Here is an 18,682-nt window from a genome sequence, read left to right as displayed (position 1 = left end):
TGGAGTCAATCTATGAAGTTGCCTTTTAAACCACATCTTCTTGTTCTGCTTTGCAGTGCGGGGCTGTTTGCCGCCTCGGGCGTCATGTTCGTTAAAAGCCGCGCAACGGAACCCGCTCCCGCACTTGCGCCGGTAGCCCCGCAGCTCCCCGCCCCGACAGCACAACCTGCCCCGGTGGCGACTCCGGCCTATACCGCCGCGCAGATCGATCAGTGGACAGCGCCCATTGCGCTCTATCCCGACGCGCTGCTGTCGCAAATTCTGATGGCCTCAACCTATCCGGCGAGCGTGATTCAGGCCGCCCAGTGGTCAAAGGACAACCCTAAAATTCAGGGCGATACCGCCATTCAGGCGGTCAGCGGGCAGCCATGGGATGCCAGCGTGAAATCGCTGGTCGCCTTTCCGCAGTTAATGTCGTTGATGGGAGAAAACCCGTCGTGGGTACAGAGCCTCGGCGACGCCTTTCTGGCCCAGCCAAAGGATGTGATGGATTCCGTGCAGCGTCTGCGCCTGCTCGCGCAGCAGACAGGCACGTTGCAATCCACCCCGCAGCAGACCGTCACCACCGTGAAAAAATCTGCGCCAGCCTCCACCAGTACAGCCGCGACGTCAACGTCGGCTAGTCCGACGGTGATTAAAATTGAGCCAGCCGATCCACAGGTGGTTTATGTCCCTACCTACAACCCTTCCACCGTTTACGGCACGTGGCCAAACGCCAGCTATCCGCCTGTGTATCTGCCCCCGTCTCCCGGCCAGCAGTTTACCAATAGTTTTGTCAGAGGCTTTGGCTATAGCCTCGGCGTAGCCACTACCTATGCGCTGTTCAGTAACATAGACTGGGACGATGACGACGAACATCATCACGATCATGATGACGATCACCACGGCGGTTATTCGCATAACGGCGATAACATTAATATTAATGTTAATAGCTTCAATAAGATCACCGGCGAGCACCGTACCGATAATCATCAGGTCTGGCAGCATAATCCGACCTACCGCAACGGCGTGCCCTACGCCAATAGCCAGCTTGCCAGCCGCTATCATCAGACTTCAGTGCCGGGCGGGCTGAGCGCTACCCGGCAGCAGCCGGTCAACCGCGATAGCCAGCGGCAGGCCGCGATGGCGCAGGTACAGCAGTCGACGGGCAAAACCCTCACACAGCTACAGCATGGCGACGCGCATTTCCCGCAACATTCAGCGTCCGCGCAGCAGCTGAAGCAGCTCTCTCAGCGCAGCAACTATCGCGGCTACGACAGCGCGCGGCCACACGCACAACAGATGAATAATACTCTTGCGCAAACCAGACGCCCGACGCAGGTTCAGCATCAGCCGCTGCGGGCAAACGCCCTGAGCGGCAACGACAGCCGCTCGGCCAACTGGCAGGCCCAGCACCAGCGCGGGCTGCAAAGCCGCCAGCAGCTGTCCGAACATCATACCGAACACCGTGAATTCCACCGTCGTTAAGGAAGCCGCTATGAACATGAAACCGATCGGTGGAATGCTGTTGTTGATGGTATCCACCTTCGCCTGCGCCCAGCAATCTTTCTCCACGCCTGAGCAGGCGGCCAATGCCCTGACGAAGGCCATCAGCGAGCAGAATGAGAGCGCGATGGCCGACCTGCTGGGGGATAACTGGCGCGACTATCTGCCACCTGAAGGGGTTGATCCGGAGGCGGTAGCTCGATTCCTGCGTGACTGGAAGATTAACCATCGTACCGAAATCAGCGGCGATATTGCCCATCTGTCAGTTGGCGATAACGGCTGGCAACTCCCCATACCGGTAGTGAAGAAAAAAGTGGGCTGGCAATTTGATATGCAGAAAGCGGCTGATGAGATCCTGACCCGCGAAATCGGCCGCAACGAACTCGCGGCTATCGAAGCGCTGCACGCCTACGTCGACGCACAGCAGAGCTACTACGCCATGAACCACCGCTATGCGCAGAAGATTGTCAGCACGCCAGGGCTAAAAGACGGCCTGTACTGGCCCATCTCGCCGGGCGAAGCGCCAAGCCCGCTGGGTCCCGCCTTCAGCCCGCCGGAGTCGGGTATGGGCTATCACGGCTATCGGTTCCGCATTCTGCCGGATAAAAATGGCTTTGCGATGGTTGCCTGGCCCGTGAGCTATGGTCAGACGGGGGTAATGAGCTTTGTTGTTAACCAGGATGACAAAGTTTATCAGGCAGACCTCGGCAGTGAAACCGCCAGAAAAGTCCAGGCATTGACCGTGTATAAACCTGATACATCCTGGCAGCCCGTGGCACCGTAAACGTCCGGTGGCACCTCGCCTGCCCGGTCTACGATTTTTGTAGGCCGGGTAAGCGCAGCGTCACCCGGCTATGTTTTTACAAAATATTCACCAACTGAGCTTCCAGTATAGGTTTCGCTTCTTCTAATTCAGATCAACATTGTTCGCAATGGAGACCACTCAAGAGAGAAACTTATTTCTGTTTCGCTTTCGGGGTTGGCAGCACGATCATTTAACAAAGCTATAGGTTACATTCCCCTGCAAATCTGCTGGCATCTTTGTTATATCCGTTCCGTCCTCCGCATACCATTCGAAGAGATGATTATCGTCACGCAGGGCACAAAAATGGTAATCGCAGGAATAGATGGCACGAATATTATAAAGTTCATGTGCGACAGGTGAGGTGTCGCCACCTTCATACCCCAATCCCCATGCCACTACGGTACCGTCACGGCGAAGCGCTGCAAAAGAATTGTAAGTACCCCCTGTCAGAGATACCACATCCGTAAGATCCTCAGGCATTTGTATATCGAAAATCGAGACATGTCCCCAGCAGTACACTTTCCCCTCCGAAGTTAAAAAAGCATAGCTGCCATTAACAGCGGCCTGAACATCGATAATATTTGTCAGACCGGCAATTTCCGGTGGCATTTCGGTCAAATAGTAATTCTGCCCCCAAAAAACCACACTGCCATTTTGTCTTAAAGCAATAAAAGTTGAATTGGTGCTGTGTACGGAAACAATATCCTTGAGGCAAGCAATATGATCCGGAATCATAGCGCCACAACTGGCGCTTCCCCATGCAATCACACTGCCTGAGGCCCTGAGTGCCACAAATGCACCGCTATTACTGTAAAGTGCGACAACATCATTTACTTCTTTCAGATGTGTCGGTAGCGCGCCACCGTATGCTGCACTTCCCCAAGCTAGCACATGACCATTTTGTAGAATTCCCGCAAAGGCAGTTTCCGTGGATTGGATGGCTATGAAATCACTGCGCGCAGCAATATCAGCAGGAAAGTCATTTTGAGAAGCCCCAACTTTCCACTGTACGACTTGGTTGTTAGCTCGCAACGCAAGATAGATGTCATTACCGTCGTTACCACCAGCAACTTTAATATCTAAAATATCATCCAGTGCAACAACATTATCAGGCAGAGGGTTATCATCATCCACAGACCAGGTAAATACCTGGCCATTGGTATTAACAGCCGCAGAAGCGTACTGGCCGCCATAAATAGCCCTGACATTATAGTTACGCTCGCTGGTTGGTGAGGTTCCACCATGTTTTGGCTTCCCCCACGCTTCTACGGTACCATCATCTTTTATGACAGCAAACGCGGAACTCGAACCCCCAAAGTTACTGATATTAATAACATCACCCAGCCGATAAACATCAGAATTTGCCAGCAAGCGTACATTTGGGCGGGTATCGGTGAAAACAGGTCCAGTAAAGCGCGGTGCGGATTCATCTTCATACCACCAGTCAACGCTGACGGGCTGTAGGGTCTCTTTATCAAGGGCTACAAGCTTATGCGTCGCACTCGCCCAAGCACCCCCTAATTGTGTTCTGGCCCCCATGACTTTTAAATCACGAATACCAGAGGTCGATTCATAACTATTCATAATAACTGGTTCCTTTTAATAGAGTAATCCCAGCGATAGTTATATTATCTTTCTATTTTAAGTCAAATTAACCAAGCCACTCCTAAAAAAAACATAAACACAGCGGCTTATACAAACCCATTAAAAATTAAATGAATCATTTGATTCGCGAATAAATTCAATTAACCATGTACAAATATTTTATCTATTCTGCATTTAAATTGATAATTAACACTAAGATATGGACTTTAAACCAAAAAAAACGCCTCCGAAGAGGCGCTTATCAGGCACAAAGCAACTTATTTCTTCTTCGCTTTCGCGTTTGGCAGGTCCGTAATGCTACCTTCAAACACTTCTGCCGCCAGGCCCACGGACTCGTGCAGAGTCGGGTGAGCGTGGATGGTCAGCGCGATGTCTTCCGCGTCACAGCCCATTTCGATAGCCAGACCGATTTCACCCAGCAGCTCGCCGCCGTTGGTACCGACAATCGCACCACCGATTACACGGTGAGTCTCTTTGTCGAAGATCAGTTTGGTCATACCGTCTGCGCAGTCGGACGCGATAGCACGGCCAGAAGCAGCCCACGGGAAGGTGGCGGTTTCATAGCTGATGCCTTTCTCTTTCGCTTCTTTCTCAGTCAGACCGACCCATGCAACTTCTGGCTCGGTGTAGGCGATAGATGGGATCACTTTCGGATCGAAGTAGTGCTTCATGCCGGCGATAACTTCAGCGGCAACGTGACCTTCGTGAACACCTTTGTGCGCCAGCATTGGCTGACCGACGATATCGCCGATAGCAAAGATGTGCGGCACGTTGGTGCGCAGCTGTTTGTCAACGCGGATGAAGCCACGGTCGTCCACTTCCACGCCAGCTTTGCCCGCGTCGAGGTTTTTACCGTTCGGCACACGGCCGATAGCCACCAGCACGGCGTCGTAACGCTGTGGTTCGGATGGGGCTTTTTTGCCTTCCATGGAAACGTAAATACCGTCTTCTTTCGCTTCAACGGCAGTCACTTTGGTTTCCAGCATCAGGTTGAATTTCTTGCTGATGCGTTTGGTGAAGACTTTAACGATGTCTTTGTCGGCAGCGGGGATAACCTGGTCGAACATTTCAACCACGTCGATCTCTGAACCCAGCGCATGGTACACGGTACCCATTTCCAGACCGATGATACCGCCGCCCATAACCAGCAGGCGCTTAGGAACGGTTTTCAGCTCCAGCGCATCGGTGGAATCCCACACGCGTGGATCTTCATGTGGAATGAATGGCAGTTCGATTGGGCGAGAGCCTGCCGCGATGATCGCGTTGTCGAAGTTAATCACGGTTTTGCCGTTTTCGCCTTCCACTTCCAGGGTGTTCGCACCGGTGAATTTACCCAGACCGTTTACCACTTTCACCTTACGGCCTTTGGCCATACCCGCCAGACCGCCGGTCAGCTGAGTGATAACTTTCTCTTTCCAGGTACGAATTTTGTCGATGTCGGTTTTCGGCTCGCCGAAGACGATACCGTGTTCAGCCAGCGCTTTGGCTTCTTCGATAACTTTCGCTACGTGCAGCAGCGCTTTAGAAGGGATACAGCCGACGTTCAGACAAACACCGCCGAGGGTGCTGTAACGTTCTACGATGACGGTTTCCAGACCTAAATCCGCGGCGCGAAATGCTGCGGAGTAACCTGCCGGGCCTGCCCCAAGTACTACGACCTGAGTTTTGATTTCTGTGCTCATCATGACCTCTTAATGTATACCCGTCGTCCACCGGGTCGTTCTATCCGCCCGTATTTTACAAAATTGTTAACAATTTTGAAACAACAAACGGCTCACGAATTATCGCTTTCACCAATAACCTCAAAAACCCCATGAGATTATCAGAAAAAAGCCGGCCGACTGGCCGGCTTTTCGATTACATCACCAGGCGGCGAATGTCGCTCAGCATGTTGTTGATGATGGTGATGAAACGCGCACCATCAGCCCCGTCGATCACGCGGTGGTCGAAGGACAGAGAGATTGGCATCATCAGACGCGGCACGAACTCTTTGCCATTCCACACCGGCTCCATCGCGGACTTGGACACACCGAGGATAGCCACTTCCGGCGCGTTCACAATCGGCGCGAAGTGGGTGGTACCCAGGCCGCCGATGCTGGAGATAGTGAAGCAGCCGCCCTGCATTTCGCCGGCAGTCAGCTTACCATCACGCGCTTTTTTGGAGATGGTGGTCAGTTCACGGGACAGCTCAGTGACGCTCTTCTTGTTCACGTCTTTGAAGACCGGAACAACCAGACCATTTGGCGTATCAACCGCAACACCGATGTTGATGTACTTCTTCAGCGTCAGCTTCTGGCCGTCTTCGGACAGGGAGCTGTTGAAGCGAGGCATCTGCTCAAGGGCAGCGGCAACCGCTTTCATGATGAAGACCACTGGAGTGAACTTCACGTCCAGCTTACGCTTCTCAGCTTCGGCGTTCTGCTGTTTACGGAACGCTTCCAGATCGGTGATATCGGTCTTATCGAAGTGGGTAACGTGCGGGATCATTACCCAGTTACGGCTCAGGTTAGCACCCGAGATTTTCTGGATACGGCCCAGTTCCACTTCTTCGATTTCACCGAACTTGCTGAAGTCCACTTTCGGCCATGGCAGCATGCCCGGGATACCGCCACCGGCAGCAGCAGCAGGTGCAGCTTCGGCGCGTTTCACCGCATCTTTCACGTAAGCCTGAACGTCTTCGCGCAGGATACGGCCTTTACGGCCAGTGCCCTTCACTTTCGCCAGGTTCACACCGAATTCGCGCGCCAGGCGACGAATCAGCGGAGTCGCGTGGACGTAAGCGTCGTTTTCAGCGAACTCAGATTTTTCTGCTTTAGCAGCAGGGGCAGCAGCCGGTTTAGCAGCCTGAGCCGGTGCAGCAGCCGGTGCCGGAGCAGCCGCGGCAGCTGGAGCGGCGGCAGGTGCTGCGCCTTCCACTTCGAAGACCATGATCAGAGAGCCGGTAGATACTTTGTCGCCGGTGTTGATTTTGATCTCTTTAACGGTACCGGCGAACGGCGCAGGCACTTCCATAGAAGCTTTGTCGCCTTCAACGGTGATCAGTGACTGTTCAGCGGCAACTTTGTCGCCCACTTTTACCATCACTTCGGTCACTTCAACTTCGTCACCGCCGATGTCCGGTACGTTAACGTCTTTCACGCCGCCAGCAGCCGCTGGTGCAGCAGCCGGAGCCGGAGCAGCTTCCGCTTTCGCTGGAGCCGCAGCGCCTTCAGCGCCCGCCACTTCGAAAATCATGATCAGGGAACCCGTAGACACTTTGTCGCCGGTGTTGATCTTGATCTCTTTAACGGTACCCGCGAACGGTGCCGGCACTTCCATAGAGGCTTTGTCGCCTTCTACGGTGATCAGTGACTGCTCGGCCGCAACGGTATCGCCCACTTTCACCAGGATTTCAGTGACTTCAACTTCGTCACCGCCGATGTCAGGCACGTTCACTTCTTTCGCTGCCGCGGCCGCTGCTGGAGCAGCAGCAGGAGCGGCTTCTTTCTTCTCTTCCTGCGCAGGTGCAGCAGCTGCTGCACCGTCGGCGGAATCGAAAATCATGATCAGTTTACCGGTCTCGGTTTTATCGCCAACAGAGACTTTGATCTCTTTAACGATGCCAGCCTGAGGAGACGGGACTTCCATAGAAGCTTTGTCGCCTTCTACGGTGATCAGCGACTGTTCAGCTTCAACTTTGTCGCCCACTTTGACCAGGATCTCGGTGATTTCAACTTCATCAGCCCCGATGTCCGGTACATTGATTTCGATAGCCATTATTCTTTTACCTCTTACGCCAGACGCGGGTTAACTTTATCTGCATCGATGTTGAATTTGGTAATTGCGTCTGCAACCACTTTCTTATCGATTTCGCCACGTTTAGCCAGTTCGCCCAGTGCTGCTACTACCACGTAGGAAGCATCAACTTCGAAGTGGTGACGCAGGTTTTCGCGGCTGTCAGAACGACCGAAGCCGTCAGTACCCAGTACGCGATAATCATCAGCTGGAACGTAAGTACGAACCTGCTCAGCGAACAGTTTCATATAGTCAGTAGACGCCACCGCTGGCGCGTCGTTCATCACCTGAGCGATGTACGGAACGCGTGGGGTTTCCATTGGGTGCAGCATGTTCCAGCGCTCACAATCCTGGCCATCACGCGCCAGTTCAGTGAAGGAGGTAACAGAGTACACATCGGAACCCACACCGTAGTCTTTCGCCAGGATCTGCGCTGCTTCACGAACGTGACGCAGGATAGAACCGGAGCCCAGCAGCTGAACTTTACCTTTGCTACCTTCGATGGTTTCGAGTTTGTAGATACCTTTACGGATACCTTCCTCGGCACCTGCTGGCATTGCCGGCATGTGGTAGTTTTCGTTCAGGGTGGTGATGTAGTAGTAAATATTCTCTTGCGCTTCACCGTACATGCGCTGCAAGCCGTCATGCATGATGACTGCCACTTCGTACGCGTAAGACGGGTCGTAAGAGATACAGTTAGGGATAGTCAGAGACTGAATGTGGCTGTGACCATCTTCGTGCTGTAGACCTTCACCGTTCAGGGTCGTACGACCAGAAGTACCACCGATCAGGAAGCCGCGAGCCTGCTGGTCGCCTGCCTGCCAGCACAGGTCACCGATACGCTGGAACCCGAACATGGAGTAGTAGATGTAGAACGGGATCATCGGCAGGTTGTTGGTGCTGTAAGAAGTCGCAGCAGCCAGCCAGGATGCGCCTGCACCCAGTTCGTTGATACCTTCCTGAAGGATCTGACCTTTCTCGTCTTCTTTGTAGTATGCAACCTGCTCACGATCCTGCGGGGTGTACTGCTGACCGTTCGGGCTGTAGATACCGATCTGACGGAACAGACCTTCCATACCGAAAGTACGCGCTTCGTCGGCGATAATTGGAACCAGACGATCTTTGATCGACTTGTTCTTCAGCATCACGTTCAGGGCACGAACGAAAGCGATAGTGGTAGAGATCTCTTTGTTCTGCTCTTCCAGCAGCTGAGAGAAATCTTCCAGCGCTGGCAGTTCCAGCTTCTCGGTGAAGTTAGGCTGACGAGCAGGCAGGTAGCCTTTCAGCGCCTGACGACGTTCGTGCAGGTACTTGTGCTCTTCAGAACCTTCCGGGAAGGTGATGTAAGACAGTTTTTCTACCTGCTCATCGGTCACTGGAACGTTGAAACGATCGCGGATATAACGCACGCCGTCCATGTTCATTTTCTTAACCTGGTGAGCGATGTTTTTACCTTCTGCGGTATCACCCATGCCGTAACCTTTAATGGTGTGGGCCAGGATCACAGTCGCTTTACCTTTGGTTTCACGCGCTTTTTTCAGTGCAGCGTAAACTTTCTTCGGATCGTGACCACCGCGGTTCAGCGCCCAGATCTGCTCGTCAGTCCAGTCTGCAACCAGGGCTGCGGTTTCAGGATATTTGCCGAAGAAGTGCTCACGAACGTAGGCACCGTCTTTGGATTTGAAGGTCTGGTAGTCGCCGTCAACGGTTTCGTTCATCAGCTGGATCAGTTTACCGCTGGTGTCTTTGCGCAGCAGCTCATCCCAACGACCGCCCCACATCACTTTGATCACGTTCCAGCCAGCACCTGCGAAGATGCCTTCCAGTTCGTTGATGATCTTGCCGTTACCGGTTACCGGACCATCCAGACGTTGCAGGTTACAGTTGATGATGAAGCACAGGTTGTCCAGCTTCTCACGGGTCGCGATGGTGATCGCGCCTTTAGATTCTGGCTCATCCATTTCACCGTCGCCCAGGAAGGCGTAAACGGTCTGCTCAGAGGTGTCTTTCAGACCACGGTGTTCCAGGTACTTCAGGAATTTAGCCTGATAGATCGCACCGATTGGACCCAGACCCATAGATACGGTCGGGAACTGCCAGAACTCAGGCATCAGTTTAGGGTGCGGGTAAGAAGACAGACCCTTACCGTGAACTTCCTGACGGAAGTTGTTCATCTGCTCTTCAGTCAGACGACCTTCCAGGAAGGCACGTGCATAGATGCCCGGAGAGATGTGGCCCTGGAAGTACACCAGATCGCCGCCATCTTTCTCGTTAGCTGCACGGAAGAAGTGGTTGAAGCACACTTCGTAAATGGTCGCAGAAGACTGGAAGGACGCCATGTGGCCACCCAGTTCCAGGTCCTTCTTGGATGCGCGCAGAACGGTCATGATGGCGTTCCAGCGGATAGCAGAACGGATACGGCGTTCCAGATCCAGATTGCCCGGGTATTCCGGTTCGTCTTCGACGGCAATCGTGTTTACGTAGTTGCTAGCCCCTGCACCTGAAGCCACTTTCACGCCGCCTTTGCGTGCTTCTGAAAGCAGCTGATCAATCAGATACTGAGCGCGCTCAACACCTTCTTCACGGATGACCGATTCGATCGCCTGTAGCCAGTCGCGAGTTTCGATCGGATCCACGTCATTTTGGAGACGTTCTGACATGGGGGTATTCCTTATCTATCTAATACGTTGATTTGTCTGGAACCTGTCCCATTGTATTTTCGCCAGAAAACACAATAAGACAGGTTCTGCGTTTAGTTGCCGCGCTCTAAAAGTACCTGGCGCTTAATCCTTTCGTTGCTGTATGCGGCGTAATGAACGTTCGCGACGCGATTGTTCACGGCTGCGGTCCAGCAAGATTTCCTCAATGAAAGCCAGATGGCGGTGCGACGCTTCGCGCGCCTGCTCCGGTTCCCCGGCCATTATCGCCTCGAATACTCGGGTGCGATGGTTGCTTACCAGCGGGAGCATCTCCCGACGGGCATACAACAATTCAAAATTCTGACGAACGTTCTGGGCCAGCATCGGCTCCATGCAGCGTAGCAGATGGAGGAGCACCACGTTGTGCGCCGCTTCGGTGACGGCAATTTGATACTGGACGACGGCACTGGACTCGGCGTCTAAATCGCCGGACTGCTGTGCCCGTTCAATGGCCTGATGCAGCTCGCGAATACGTACGCGGTCTTCATCAGTGCTGCGAAGGGCGGCGTAATAAGCCGCGATACCTTCCAGCGCGTGACGGGTCTCAAGCAGATCAAACTGGGATTCTGGGTGGTCAGAGAGAAGTTCTACCAGCGGGTCGCTGAAGCTCTGCCACAGGCTATTTTGCACAAAGGTTCCGCCACCCTGGCGACGGAGCAACAGGCCCTTTGCTTCGAGACGTTGAATCGCCTCACGCAGAGAGGGGCGTGAAACGTCGAACTGTTTTGCCAGCTCGCGTTCTGGCGGGAGCTTCTCGCCCGGGCGCAGTGTCCCTTCGAGAATCAAAAACTCCAGCTGCTGCTCAATCACATCGGAAAGTTTTGGTTGGCGAATTTTGCTGTAGGCCATATTCCCTGTCTTACGCCTTTTTGCCCGGAGTCAATTGGTCTTACCAATTTCATGTTCGTATCGCTAAAGTAACAAAGTATTCACCTTCTGTCCATATTGGTTTTGATTGAAATCAGTAAACCCGGCACATTTTAACAACCTTACAGAACTAACGTTTCAGGAATGTAACTTTGCACAAATGAAATGGTTACTACCAAAGAGGCAGCTTTAACCATAATGAAACGAGGGTTTTTGCAATCTGAAGCGATTCAACAAGGCAAAAAATGAAAATTCGCCCTCTTCTGACGCATTTCTATTCTATAGGTTGGGGTATGAAGGGTTAACGTACCGATTTACAATTGGTTTCTTTTTATTCAAGTCGTCTTCATCCCTTCATAAAGCAGGTGCATTCGCTGGCGCTTACCACTATTCTTGCGCTAACGGAAGCCATCTCCGCTTTTTTCGGTATCGTTAACCGTAAAGAAATAAATACAGAATATGGACTTTCATAATTACACACGCACAGCGTGAACATAACAACCACACACGAGGTTTCAAATGGAAGCTCAACAGCATGGCGATCAGCTAAAGCGCGGCCTTAAAAACCGCCATATACAGCTCATCGCCCTGGGCGGTGCTATCGGTACTGGCCTGTTTCTGGGCAGTGCATCGGTTATCCAGTCGGCCGGTCCGGGCATTATTCTGGGGTACGCGATTGCGGGTTTTATTGCCTTTCTGATTATGCGCCAGTTAGGTGAAATGGTTGTTGAGGAGCCTGTCGCAGGCTCATTCAGCCACTTCGCCTATAAATACTGGGGCAGCTTCGCGGGCTTCGCCTCGGGGTGGAACTACTGGGTTCTGTACGTTCTGGTTGCCATGGCCGAGCTGACCGCCGTTGGGAAATACATTCAGTTCTGGTACCCGGAGATCCCCACCTGGGCGTCTGCGGCGGCCTTCTTCGTCATTATCAATGCCATTAACCTGACCAACGTAAAAGTGTTTGGTGAGATGGAGTTCTGGTTTGCCATCATCAAAGTGATTGCCGTTGTAGCGATGATCATCTTCGGCGGCTGGCTGCTGTTCAGCGGCAACGGCGGTCCGCAGGCCACCGTGCGCAACCTTTGGGAGCAAGGCGGGTTCCTGCCGCACGGCATGACCGGTCTGGTGATGATGATGGCGATCATTATGTTCTCCTTCGGCGGTCTGGAGCTGGTGGGCATCACCGCCGCGGAAGCCGACAACCCGGAGCAGAGCATCCCGAAAGCCACTAACCAGGTTATCTACCGTATTCTGATCTTCTATGTGGGCTCCCTGGCGGTCCTGCTCTCCCTGCTGCCATGGACGCGCGTGACGGCGGATACCAGCCCGTTTGTGCTCATCTTCCACGAGCTGGGCGACACCTTCGTGGCGAACGCGCTCAACATCGTGGTGCTGACCGCCGCGCTCTCCGTTTATAACAGCTGCGTTTACTGCAACAGCCGTATGCTGTTCGGCCTGGCGCAACAGGGCAACGCACCGAAAGCGCTGCTTACCGTTGATAAGCGTGGCGTACCGGTTAATACCATCATCGTGTCGGCGGTCGTGACGGCGCTGTGCGTTCTGATTAACTACCTGGCACCGGAATCTGCCTTCGGTCTGCTGATGGCGCTGGTGGTTTCCGCGCTGGTGATTAACTGGGCGATGATTAGCCTCGCGCACATCAAGTTCCGCCGCGCCAAGCACCAGCAGGGCGTAACCACGCGCTTCCCTGCCCTGCTCTATCCGCTGGGGAACTGGGTTTGCCTGCTGTTCATGGCAGCTGTGCTGGTCATCATGCTCATCACCCCAGGCATGGCGATTTCCGTCTACCTGATCCCGGTCTGGATTGCGATCCTCGGCGTGGGTTATATGGTGAAACAGAAAAATGCCAAAACGGTGAAAGCGCACTAAGTGTTTTCTCGCTGTACTCGCGGTTGCGGGTACAGCGTCTTGTTACCTTCCTCACAAATTCGCGCCCACAGCAAAATCCTCCATATCACCGCCTTTATATTGCAACGCATATATTCGTTTGCCAGCGAATAATTCTCTCCATACCGAAACCCGGAGAGCTGTCGATGAATAACAACAAACTGTCAGTAAAAGAAAAGATCGGCTATGGCATGGGTGACGCCGGATGCAACATTATCTTTGGCGCCATCATGTTATTTGTTAACTACTTTTATACGGATATTTTTGGTCTGGCTCCTGCACTGGTTGGCGTTTTACTCCTGTCCGTACGCGTCATTGATGCCGTCACGGACCCAATTATGGGCGCGATTGCCGACCGTACCCGCAGCAAATATGGCCGGTTTCGTCCATGGCTGCTGTGGATTGCCTTCCCCTACGCGCTGTTCAGCATCCTGATGTTTACCACGCCTGACTGGAGCTATAACAGCAAAGTTATCTATGCCTTTGTCACCTACTTCCTGCTGTCGCTGACCTATACCGCCATCAACATTCCGTACTGCTCGCTCGGCGGCGTGATCACCAACGACCCGAAAGAGCGCGTTGCCTGCCAGTCCTACCGTTTTGTTATGGTTGGTATCGCCACGCTGCTGCTGTCGCTAACGCTCCTGCCGATGGCCGACTGGTTCGGTGGGGATAACAAAGCCAAAGGCTACCAGATGGCGATGACCGTGCTGGCGCTGATTGGAACCTGCATGTTCCTGTTCTGCTTCGCCACCGTGCGGGAGCGCGTGCGTCCGGCGGTGCAAACCCATGACGAACTGAAAAACGACCTGAAAGACGTGTGGAAGAATGACCAGTGGGTGCGGATCCTGCTGTTAACCCTGTGCAACGTCTGCCCTGGCTTTATCCGCATGGCGGCCACCATGTATTACGTCACCTGGGTCATGGGGCAAAGCACCCATTTCGCCACGCTGTTTATCAGCCTGGGCGTGGTCGGCATGATGTTCGGCAGTATGCTGGCGAAAGTGCTGACCGACCGCTGGTGTAAGCTGAAGGTCTTCTTCTGGACCAACATCGTGCTGGCGATTTTCTCAACCGCCTTTTACTTCTTCGACCCGAAAGCGACGACAACCATTGTCGTGCTCTACTTCCTGCTGAACATTCTGCACCAGATCCCGTCACCGCTGCACTGGTCGCTGATGGCCGACGTGGACGACTACGGTGAATGGAAAACCGGGAAACGCATCACCGGGATCAGCTTCTCCGGCAACATCTTCTTCCTGAAGCTGGGTCTGGCGATTGCCGGGGCAATGGTCGGCTTCCTGCTCTCCTGGTACGGCTACGACGCGGGCGCAAAAGCGCAGAGCGCGGATGCCATCAACGGGATCGTGCTGCTGTTTACCGTCATTCCCGGCATTGGATACTTAATTACCGCGGGCGTAGTACGTCTGCTGAAAGTGGACCGTGAGACCATGAAGCAGATCCAGTCCGATCTGGAAAAGCGTCGCACCAACTATCGCGAGCTGAACGATTATCAGGAACTCAAAGCCGCTGAGACTAAATAAGGAAAGCCGAATGCAAACCTGGCCAAACCCGTTTATTGAACAACGCGCCGACCCGTATATCCTGCGTCACGATGGGCAATATTACTTTATCGCCTCCGTACCGGAGTACGATCGGCTGGCGATCCGCCGCGCGGACTCGCTGGAAGGTTTACGCGATGCCGAAGAGGTGGTTGTCTGGCGCAAGCCCGACACCGGCCCGATGAGCCAGCTGATCTGGGCGCCGGAACTGCATCATATCGACGGCAGGTGGTACATCTATTTTGCCGCCACGCATACCCAGGCGCTTGATCAGCTCGGGATGTTCCAGCATCGCATGTTCGCCATTGAATGCGCAGACGGCGATCCGCTCAACGGTACGTGGGTGGAAAAAGGACAAATCAAAACCCCGTTTGACACCTTCGCGCTGGATGCCACCACCTTTGTTCATCAGGGTAAACGCTGGTATCTGTGGGCGCAAAAAGCCCCGGACATTTCCGGTAACTCCAATCTTTACCTGTGTGAAATGGAAAATCCGTGGACGCTGAAAGGCGAGCCGGTGATGCTCAGTAAACCGGAATATGACTGGGAGTGCCGTGGGTTCTGGGTCAACGAAGGCCCGGCGGTGCTGTTCCATGGCGATAAGCTGTTTATCAGCTATTCCGCCAGCGCCACCGACGAGAACTACTGCATGGGGTTACTGTGGGCAGACCTGAATGCCGATCCGCAAAACCCGGCTAACTGGCATAAATCCCCGCGCCCGGTGTTCGTCACCAGCTACGAAAACCGTCAGTATGGGCCTGGCCATAACAGCTTTACGCAGACGCCGGAAGGCGAAGATGTGCTGGTCTACCACGCGCGAAACTACACTGAAATTGAAGGCGATCCGCTTTACGATCCCAATCGCCATACTCGCCTGAAACTCGTCCGCTGGAACGAAAACGGGATGCCTGACTTCGGCATCCCGCCCGCGGATACGCCGTAACGGCTTCGGCGCGCTGGCTCAGACCAGCGTGCCGTAAATCGTTAGCAGCGCCACAATCACCACCACCACAAAGGATGTTTTCTTCGCCATCGAGACGGCAGCTTTTGGCGTTGCGACTTTATCCGTGTGCGGCTCACGCGCCAGCGAGAACTGTGCCAGTCGGGTTAAAACCTGATACTGCGAGGTATGGCGGTCTGCAAGGGAGACAAACCACGCGGGCAGCGCCTTTTCACCGTGACCGATGAGGGCATAGACCACGCCTACCAGACGCACCGGAAGCCAGTCGAGCACGTGCAGGATGGCATCAATGCCGGACTGTAGACGTTCATGCGGCGTAAGATAGCGGGCAAGCCAGGTCTGCCAGGCGCGCAGGAACGCATAACCCATCAGCAGAACCGGCCCCCAGGGTCCGCCCACCACGAACCAGAACAGCGGCGCCAGGTAGTAACGGAAGTTGATCCACAGCAGCGCGTTTTGCAGCTCCCGCAGAAACTCGCGTTCATCGCAATCCGGCGGTACGCCGTGGATCATCGTCAGCTCGCTCGCCATCGCGCCGCGCGCGTGGGCATCATCCCGGGAAGCGGCTTTCAGATACGCGTGATAGTGCAAACGCACCTTGCCCGCGCCAATACACAGCACGCCGAGCAGGATCCACACCACCAGCAGCGGCACGTTGAAAAAGAGGCCGTAAAGCGAGCGCAGCAACAGGAACGTAATCGCCATCACGCCTGCCGCCATCAGCAGCGTGCGCAGCATGGAAAAATGTCTGATGCGGCGGAATAACACCTCCAGCCGGTGATCCAGATGCCAGTGCTCGCCGAGCTTAAACAGGCGTTCAGCGATCATAACCAGCAGCATGGTAAACAACGTCATGTTATCTCCTTATCTGACGACGTGGTAAGCATGGCGTGAAACCGGGACCAGTCAAACGCCGGGCCGGGGTCGGTTTTTCTTTCGGGGGCGATGTCGCTGTGCCCTGTAATATTGTCTGCAATGGCGGGATAGCGTCCGATTAACGTTTGCGTTACAGCAACCAGTTTCTCATATTGCGCATCGGTGTAAGGCGTGGTGTCCGTTCCTTCCAGTTCAATTCCAATAGAGAAATCATTGCACCGCTCGCGCCCCTGATACATCGACACGCCGGCATGCCAGGCTCGCTTATCAAAAGGAACATACTGAACCACTTCGCCATCACGACGGATCAGACAGTGCGCCGATACGCGCAGATGCGCAATCTCAGCAAAGAAGGGGTGGGCATCGGGATCTATCGTTCCAGTGAATAACGCATCGATCCACGGACCGCCAAACTCACCCGGCGGGAGACTAATATTGTGAACCACCAGCAGTGTGGGCTTTTCATCCTCCGGGCGGCAGTCGTGGTGCGGCGACGGTACATGCCGCGCGTCCACCAGCCATCCGTTTTCTAACAACATGCTGGAACTCCTTATCTATGGTGCTGTTACTCGGTTCAGAGTAGCATGTTTCAATATTATGATTCGTTACCAATTTGGAGTTTTATCATGCCGCCTCGCCGCTATAACCCCGACCACCGACGTGACGCGCTTCTGGAACGTATTAATAGTGATATCCCGGCAAGCGTTGCCCATGCCCTGAAAGAAGATCTCGGCGGCGACGTCAGCGCCGATAACGATATTACCGCCCAATTGTTGCCAAAAGAGACACGCTCGCATGCGGTGATCATCACCCGCGAAGCGGGGGTTTTCTGCGGCAAACGCTGGGTTGAAGAGGTCTTTACCCAGCTGGCAGGCGACGAGGTGCAGGTAACATGGCACGTTGAAGACGGTGATGCGGTCACGGCGAATCAGCCACTGTTCGAGCTGGACGGCCCGTCCCGCGTCTTGCTGACCGGTGAACGCACCGCGCTCAATTTTGTGCAAACGCTCTCTGGCGTTGCCAGTGAAGTACGCCGCTACGTTGACCTGCTGGCAGGCACCCGCACGCAGCTGCTGGATACCCGTAAAACCCTGCCGGGCCTGCGCACCGCGCTGAAATACGCGGTACTCTGCGGTGGCGGCGCCAACCATCGTCTGGGGCTATCGGATGCCTTCCTGATCAAAGAGAACCACATTATTGCCTCTGGCTCGGTGCGTCAGGCCGTGGAAAAAGCCTTCTGGCTGCATCCGGATGTGCCGGTCGAAGTGGAAGTGGAAACGCTGGAGGAGCTGGACGAGGCCATTAAAGCGGGGGCTGACATCATCATGCTCGATAACTTCGACACGGAGCAGATGCGTGAAGCGGTCAAACGCACAAACGGCCAGGCGCAGCTTGAAGTGTCCGGCAACGTGACGTTCGACACCATCCGCGAATTTGCTGAAACCGGCGTCGATTACATCTCCGTTGGCGCCCTGACCAAGCACGTCCGCGCCCTCGACCTCTCGATGCGCTTCAAATAAATTATCCTCCCCTCTCCGGGCGGAGAGGGGAAATACGAAACCGCTCGCAATTACGCTGTCCTTCTCTGCAACACTGCATCATTTCCCTGAAAGCCCCTTCACGTTCACGCTTTTGTCCCTCGTTTCTGCATGCTGGCACTGCCACAGTAGCGCCACTTAACGTAAGGAGCAGACATGAACAGACAACAAGGATTTACCCTGATTGAGCTAATGGTGGTCATTGGCATTATTGCCATCCTGAGCGCGATTGGCGTTCCGGCCTATCAGAACTACCTGCGAAAAGCGGCGCTCACCGATATGCTGCAAACGTTCATCCCCTACCGCACCGCCATTGAGCTTTGCGCCCTGGATCGTGGTGGTGTGGATAGCTGCGACGCAGGCACCAATGGCATCCCTTCCCCGACAACCACACGTTACGTTTCAGCGATGAGCGTGGCAAAGGGGGCCGTATCGTTAACAGGGCAGGAAAGCCTTAACGGACTTGAAGTGCTCATGACACCGATCTGGAGCGACGGTAACGGTATGACGGGCTGGACGCGTGACTGCAAAATTGCGTCCGACACGGCGCTCAGACAAGCCTGTGAAGATGTTTTCCGCTTCGACAACAATTGACAGGAGCG

14 protein-coding genes are annotated in these 18,682 nt (G+C 54.2%); 7 read left to right on the top strand and 7 right to left on the bottom strand.

Translation table 11 applies throughout. The features are described from left to right. Nucleotides 1–12 precede the first annotated feature (12 nt). Together RS584_RS03810 and RS584_RS03805 are read left to right on the top strand one after the other, a co-directional pair. Nucleotides 13–1,467: a DUF3300 domain-containing protein gene (locus RS584_RS03810; RefSeq protein WP_315748963.1), complete on the top strand. Its 1,455-nt coding sequence runs from the start codon at nt 13–15 to the stop codon at nt 1,465–1,467. Between the two features lie 10 nt (nt 1,468–1,477). Then, the gene (locus RS584_RS03805) at nt 1,478–2,269 is read left to right on the top strand and encodes a DUF2950 family protein (protein ID WP_315748962.1); all 792 of its coding nucleotides are present in this window, start codon (nt 1,478–1,480) and stop codon (nt 2,267–2,269) included. 207 nt (nt 2,270–2,476) lie between these two features. Here RS584_RS03805 and RS584_RS03800 read toward each other — a convergent pair whose 3' ends face one another. From RS584_RS03800 to pdhR, 5 genes are all read right to left on the bottom strand, one after another. Further along, entirely contained in the window at nt 2,477–3,874 is a 1,398-nt protein-coding gene (locus RS584_RS03800; protein WP_232949619.1) for an RCC1 domain-containing protein, read from the bottom strand. Between the two features lie 278 nt (nt 3,875–4,152). Beyond that, complete coding sequence (gene lpdA, locus RS584_RS03795) at nt 4,153–5,577, bottom strand: dihydrolipoyl dehydrogenase (protein WP_003856313.1); 1,425 nt, start codon at nt 5,575–5,577, stop codon at nt 4,153–4,155. A 175-nt stretch (nt 5,578–5,752) separates the two neighbouring features. Next, nucleotides 5,753–7,651 (bottom strand): pyruvate dehydrogenase complex dihydrolipoyllysine-residue acetyltransferase, encoded by a 1,899-nt coding sequence (gene aceF, locus RS584_RS03790; RefSeq protein WP_015572687.1) that lies wholly within the window; start codon nt 7,649–7,651, stop codon nt 5,753–5,755. Nucleotides 7,652–7,665: 14 nt separating this feature from the next. Next, nucleotides 7,666–10,329, bottom strand: coding sequence for a pyruvate dehydrogenase (acetyl-transferring), homodimeric type (gene aceE / locus RS584_RS03785; protein ID WP_003856315.1), 2,664 nt, complete (start codon nt 10,327–10,329; stop codon nt 7,666–7,668). A gap of 123 nt (nt 10,330–10,452) precedes the next feature. Next, complete coding sequence (pdhR, locus tag RS584_RS03780) at nt 10,453–11,217, bottom strand: pyruvate dehydrogenase complex transcriptional repressor PdhR (protein WP_006173806.1); 765 nt, start codon at nt 11,215–11,217, stop codon at nt 10,453–10,455. Nucleotides 11,218–11,754: 537 nt separating this feature from the next. Here pdhR and aroP point away from each other — a divergent pair. The 3 genes from aroP to RS584_RS03765 all read left to right on the top strand — a co-directional run bounded on the left by aroP (nt 11,755) and on the right by RS584_RS03765 (nt 15,648). Next, the gene (aroP, locus tag RS584_RS03775) at nt 11,755–13,125 is read left to right on the top strand and encodes an aromatic amino acid transporter AroP (RefSeq protein WP_315748961.1); all 1,371 of its coding nucleotides are present in this window, start codon (nt 11,755–11,757) and stop codon (nt 13,123–13,125) included. A 164-nt stretch (nt 13,126–13,289) separates the two neighbouring features. Beyond that, complete coding sequence (locus RS584_RS03770; protein WP_315748959.1) at nt 13,290–14,687, top strand: MFS transporter; 1,398 nt, start codon at nt 13,290–13,292, stop codon at nt 14,685–14,687. 10 nt (nt 14,688–14,697) lie between these two features. After that, nucleotides 14,698–15,648: a family 43 glycosylhydrolase gene (locus RS584_RS03765; RefSeq protein ID WP_315748958.1), complete on the top strand. Its 951-nt coding sequence runs from the start codon at nt 14,698–14,700 to the stop codon at nt 15,646–15,648. Between the two features lie 18 nt (nt 15,649–15,666). Here the strand turns inward: RS584_RS03765 and ampE are convergent, their stop codons facing one another. Together ampE and ampD are read right to left on the bottom strand one after the other, a co-directional pair. After that, on the bottom strand, nt 15,667–16,521 hold the full coding sequence (gene ampE, locus RS584_RS03760) for a beta-lactamase regulator AmpE (protein WP_003856320.1): 855 nt from the start codon (nt 16,519–16,521) through the stop codon (nt 15,667–15,669). Then, entirely contained in the window at nt 16,518–17,081 is a 564-nt protein-coding gene (ampD, locus tag RS584_RS03755; RefSeq protein WP_017694507.1) for a 1,6-anhydro-N-acetylmuramyl-L-alanine amidase AmpD, read from the bottom strand. Before ampD ends, ampE begins: the two co-directional genes overlap by 4 nt. 87 nt (nt 17,082–17,168) lie before the next feature. Here ampD and nadC point away from each other — a divergent pair, with 87 nt between their 5' ends. Both nadC and ppdD read left to right on the top strand, forming a co-directional pair. Continuing rightward, entirely contained in the window at nt 17,169–18,062 is an 894-nt protein-coding gene (nadC, locus tag RS584_RS03750) for a carboxylating nicotinate-nucleotide diphosphorylase (RefSeq protein WP_015572681.1), read from the top strand. A gap of 174 nt (nt 18,063–18,236) precedes the next feature. Further along, a complete protein-coding gene (gene ppdD / locus RS584_RS03745) occupies nt 18,237–18,674 on the top strand; it encodes a prepilin peptidase-dependent pilin (protein WP_015572680.1) in 438 nt (145 codons plus the stop codon). Nucleotides 18,675–18,682 lie beyond the last annotated feature (8 nt).

The organism is Enterobacter sp. DTU_2021_1002640_1_SI_PRY_ASU_LCPMC_013 (assembly GCF_032389435.1).
Classification (GTDB): Bacteria; Pseudomonadota; Gammaproteobacteria; order Enterobacterales; family Enterobacteriaceae; genus Enterobacter; species Enterobacter hormaechei_C.
This window is presented reverse-complemented; position numbering and strand designations above follow the sequence as displayed.

Coding starts and splice junctions, on each gene's coding strand:
- RS584_RS03810 (WP_315748963.1), top strand. CDS start 13: ATGAAGTTGCCTTTTAAACCACATCTTCTTGTTCTGCTTTGCAGTGCG.
- RS584_RS03805 (WP_315748962.1), top strand. CDS start 1,478: ATGAACATGAAACCGATCGGTGGAATGCTGTTGTTGATGGTATCCACC.
- RS584_RS03800 (WP_232949619.1), bottom strand. CDS start 3,874: ATGAATAGTTATGAATCGACCTCTGGTATTCGTGATTTAAAAGTCATG.
- lpdA (WP_003856313.1), bottom strand. CDS start 5,577: ATGAGCACAGAAATCAAAACTCAGGTCGTAGTACTTGGGGCAGGCCCG.
- aceF (WP_015572687.1), bottom strand. CDS start 7,651: ATGGCTATCGAAATCAATGTACCGGACATCGGGGCTGATGAAGTTGAA.
- aceE (WP_003856315.1), bottom strand. CDS start 10,329: ATGTCAGAACGTCTCCAAAATGACGTGGATCCGATCGAAACTCGCGAC.
- pdhR (WP_006173806.1), bottom strand. CDS start 11,217: ATGGCCTACAGCAAAATTCGCCAACCAAAACTTTCCGATGTGATTGAG.
- aroP (WP_315748961.1), top strand. CDS start 11,755: ATGGAAGCTCAACAGCATGGCGATCAGCTAAAGCGCGGCCTTAAAAAC.
- RS584_RS03770 (WP_315748959.1), top strand. CDS start 13,290: ATGAATAACAACAAACTGTCAGTAAAAGAAAAGATCGGCTATGGCATG.
- RS584_RS03765 (WP_315748958.1), top strand. CDS start 14,698: ATGCAAACCTGGCCAAACCCGTTTATTGAACAACGCGCCGACCCGTAT.
- ampE (WP_003856320.1), bottom strand. CDS start 16,521: ATGACGTTGTTTACCATGCTGCTGGTTATGATCGCTGAACGCCTGTTT.
- ampD (WP_017694507.1), bottom strand. CDS start 17,081: ATGTTGTTAGAAAACGGATGGCTGGTGGACGCGCGGCATGTACCGTCG.
- nadC (WP_015572681.1), top strand. CDS start 17,169: ATGCCGCCTCGCCGCTATAACCCCGACCACCGACGTGACGCGCTTCTG.
- ppdD (WP_015572680.1), top strand. CDS start 18,237: ATGAACAGACAACAAGGATTTACCCTGATTGAGCTAATGGTGGTCATT.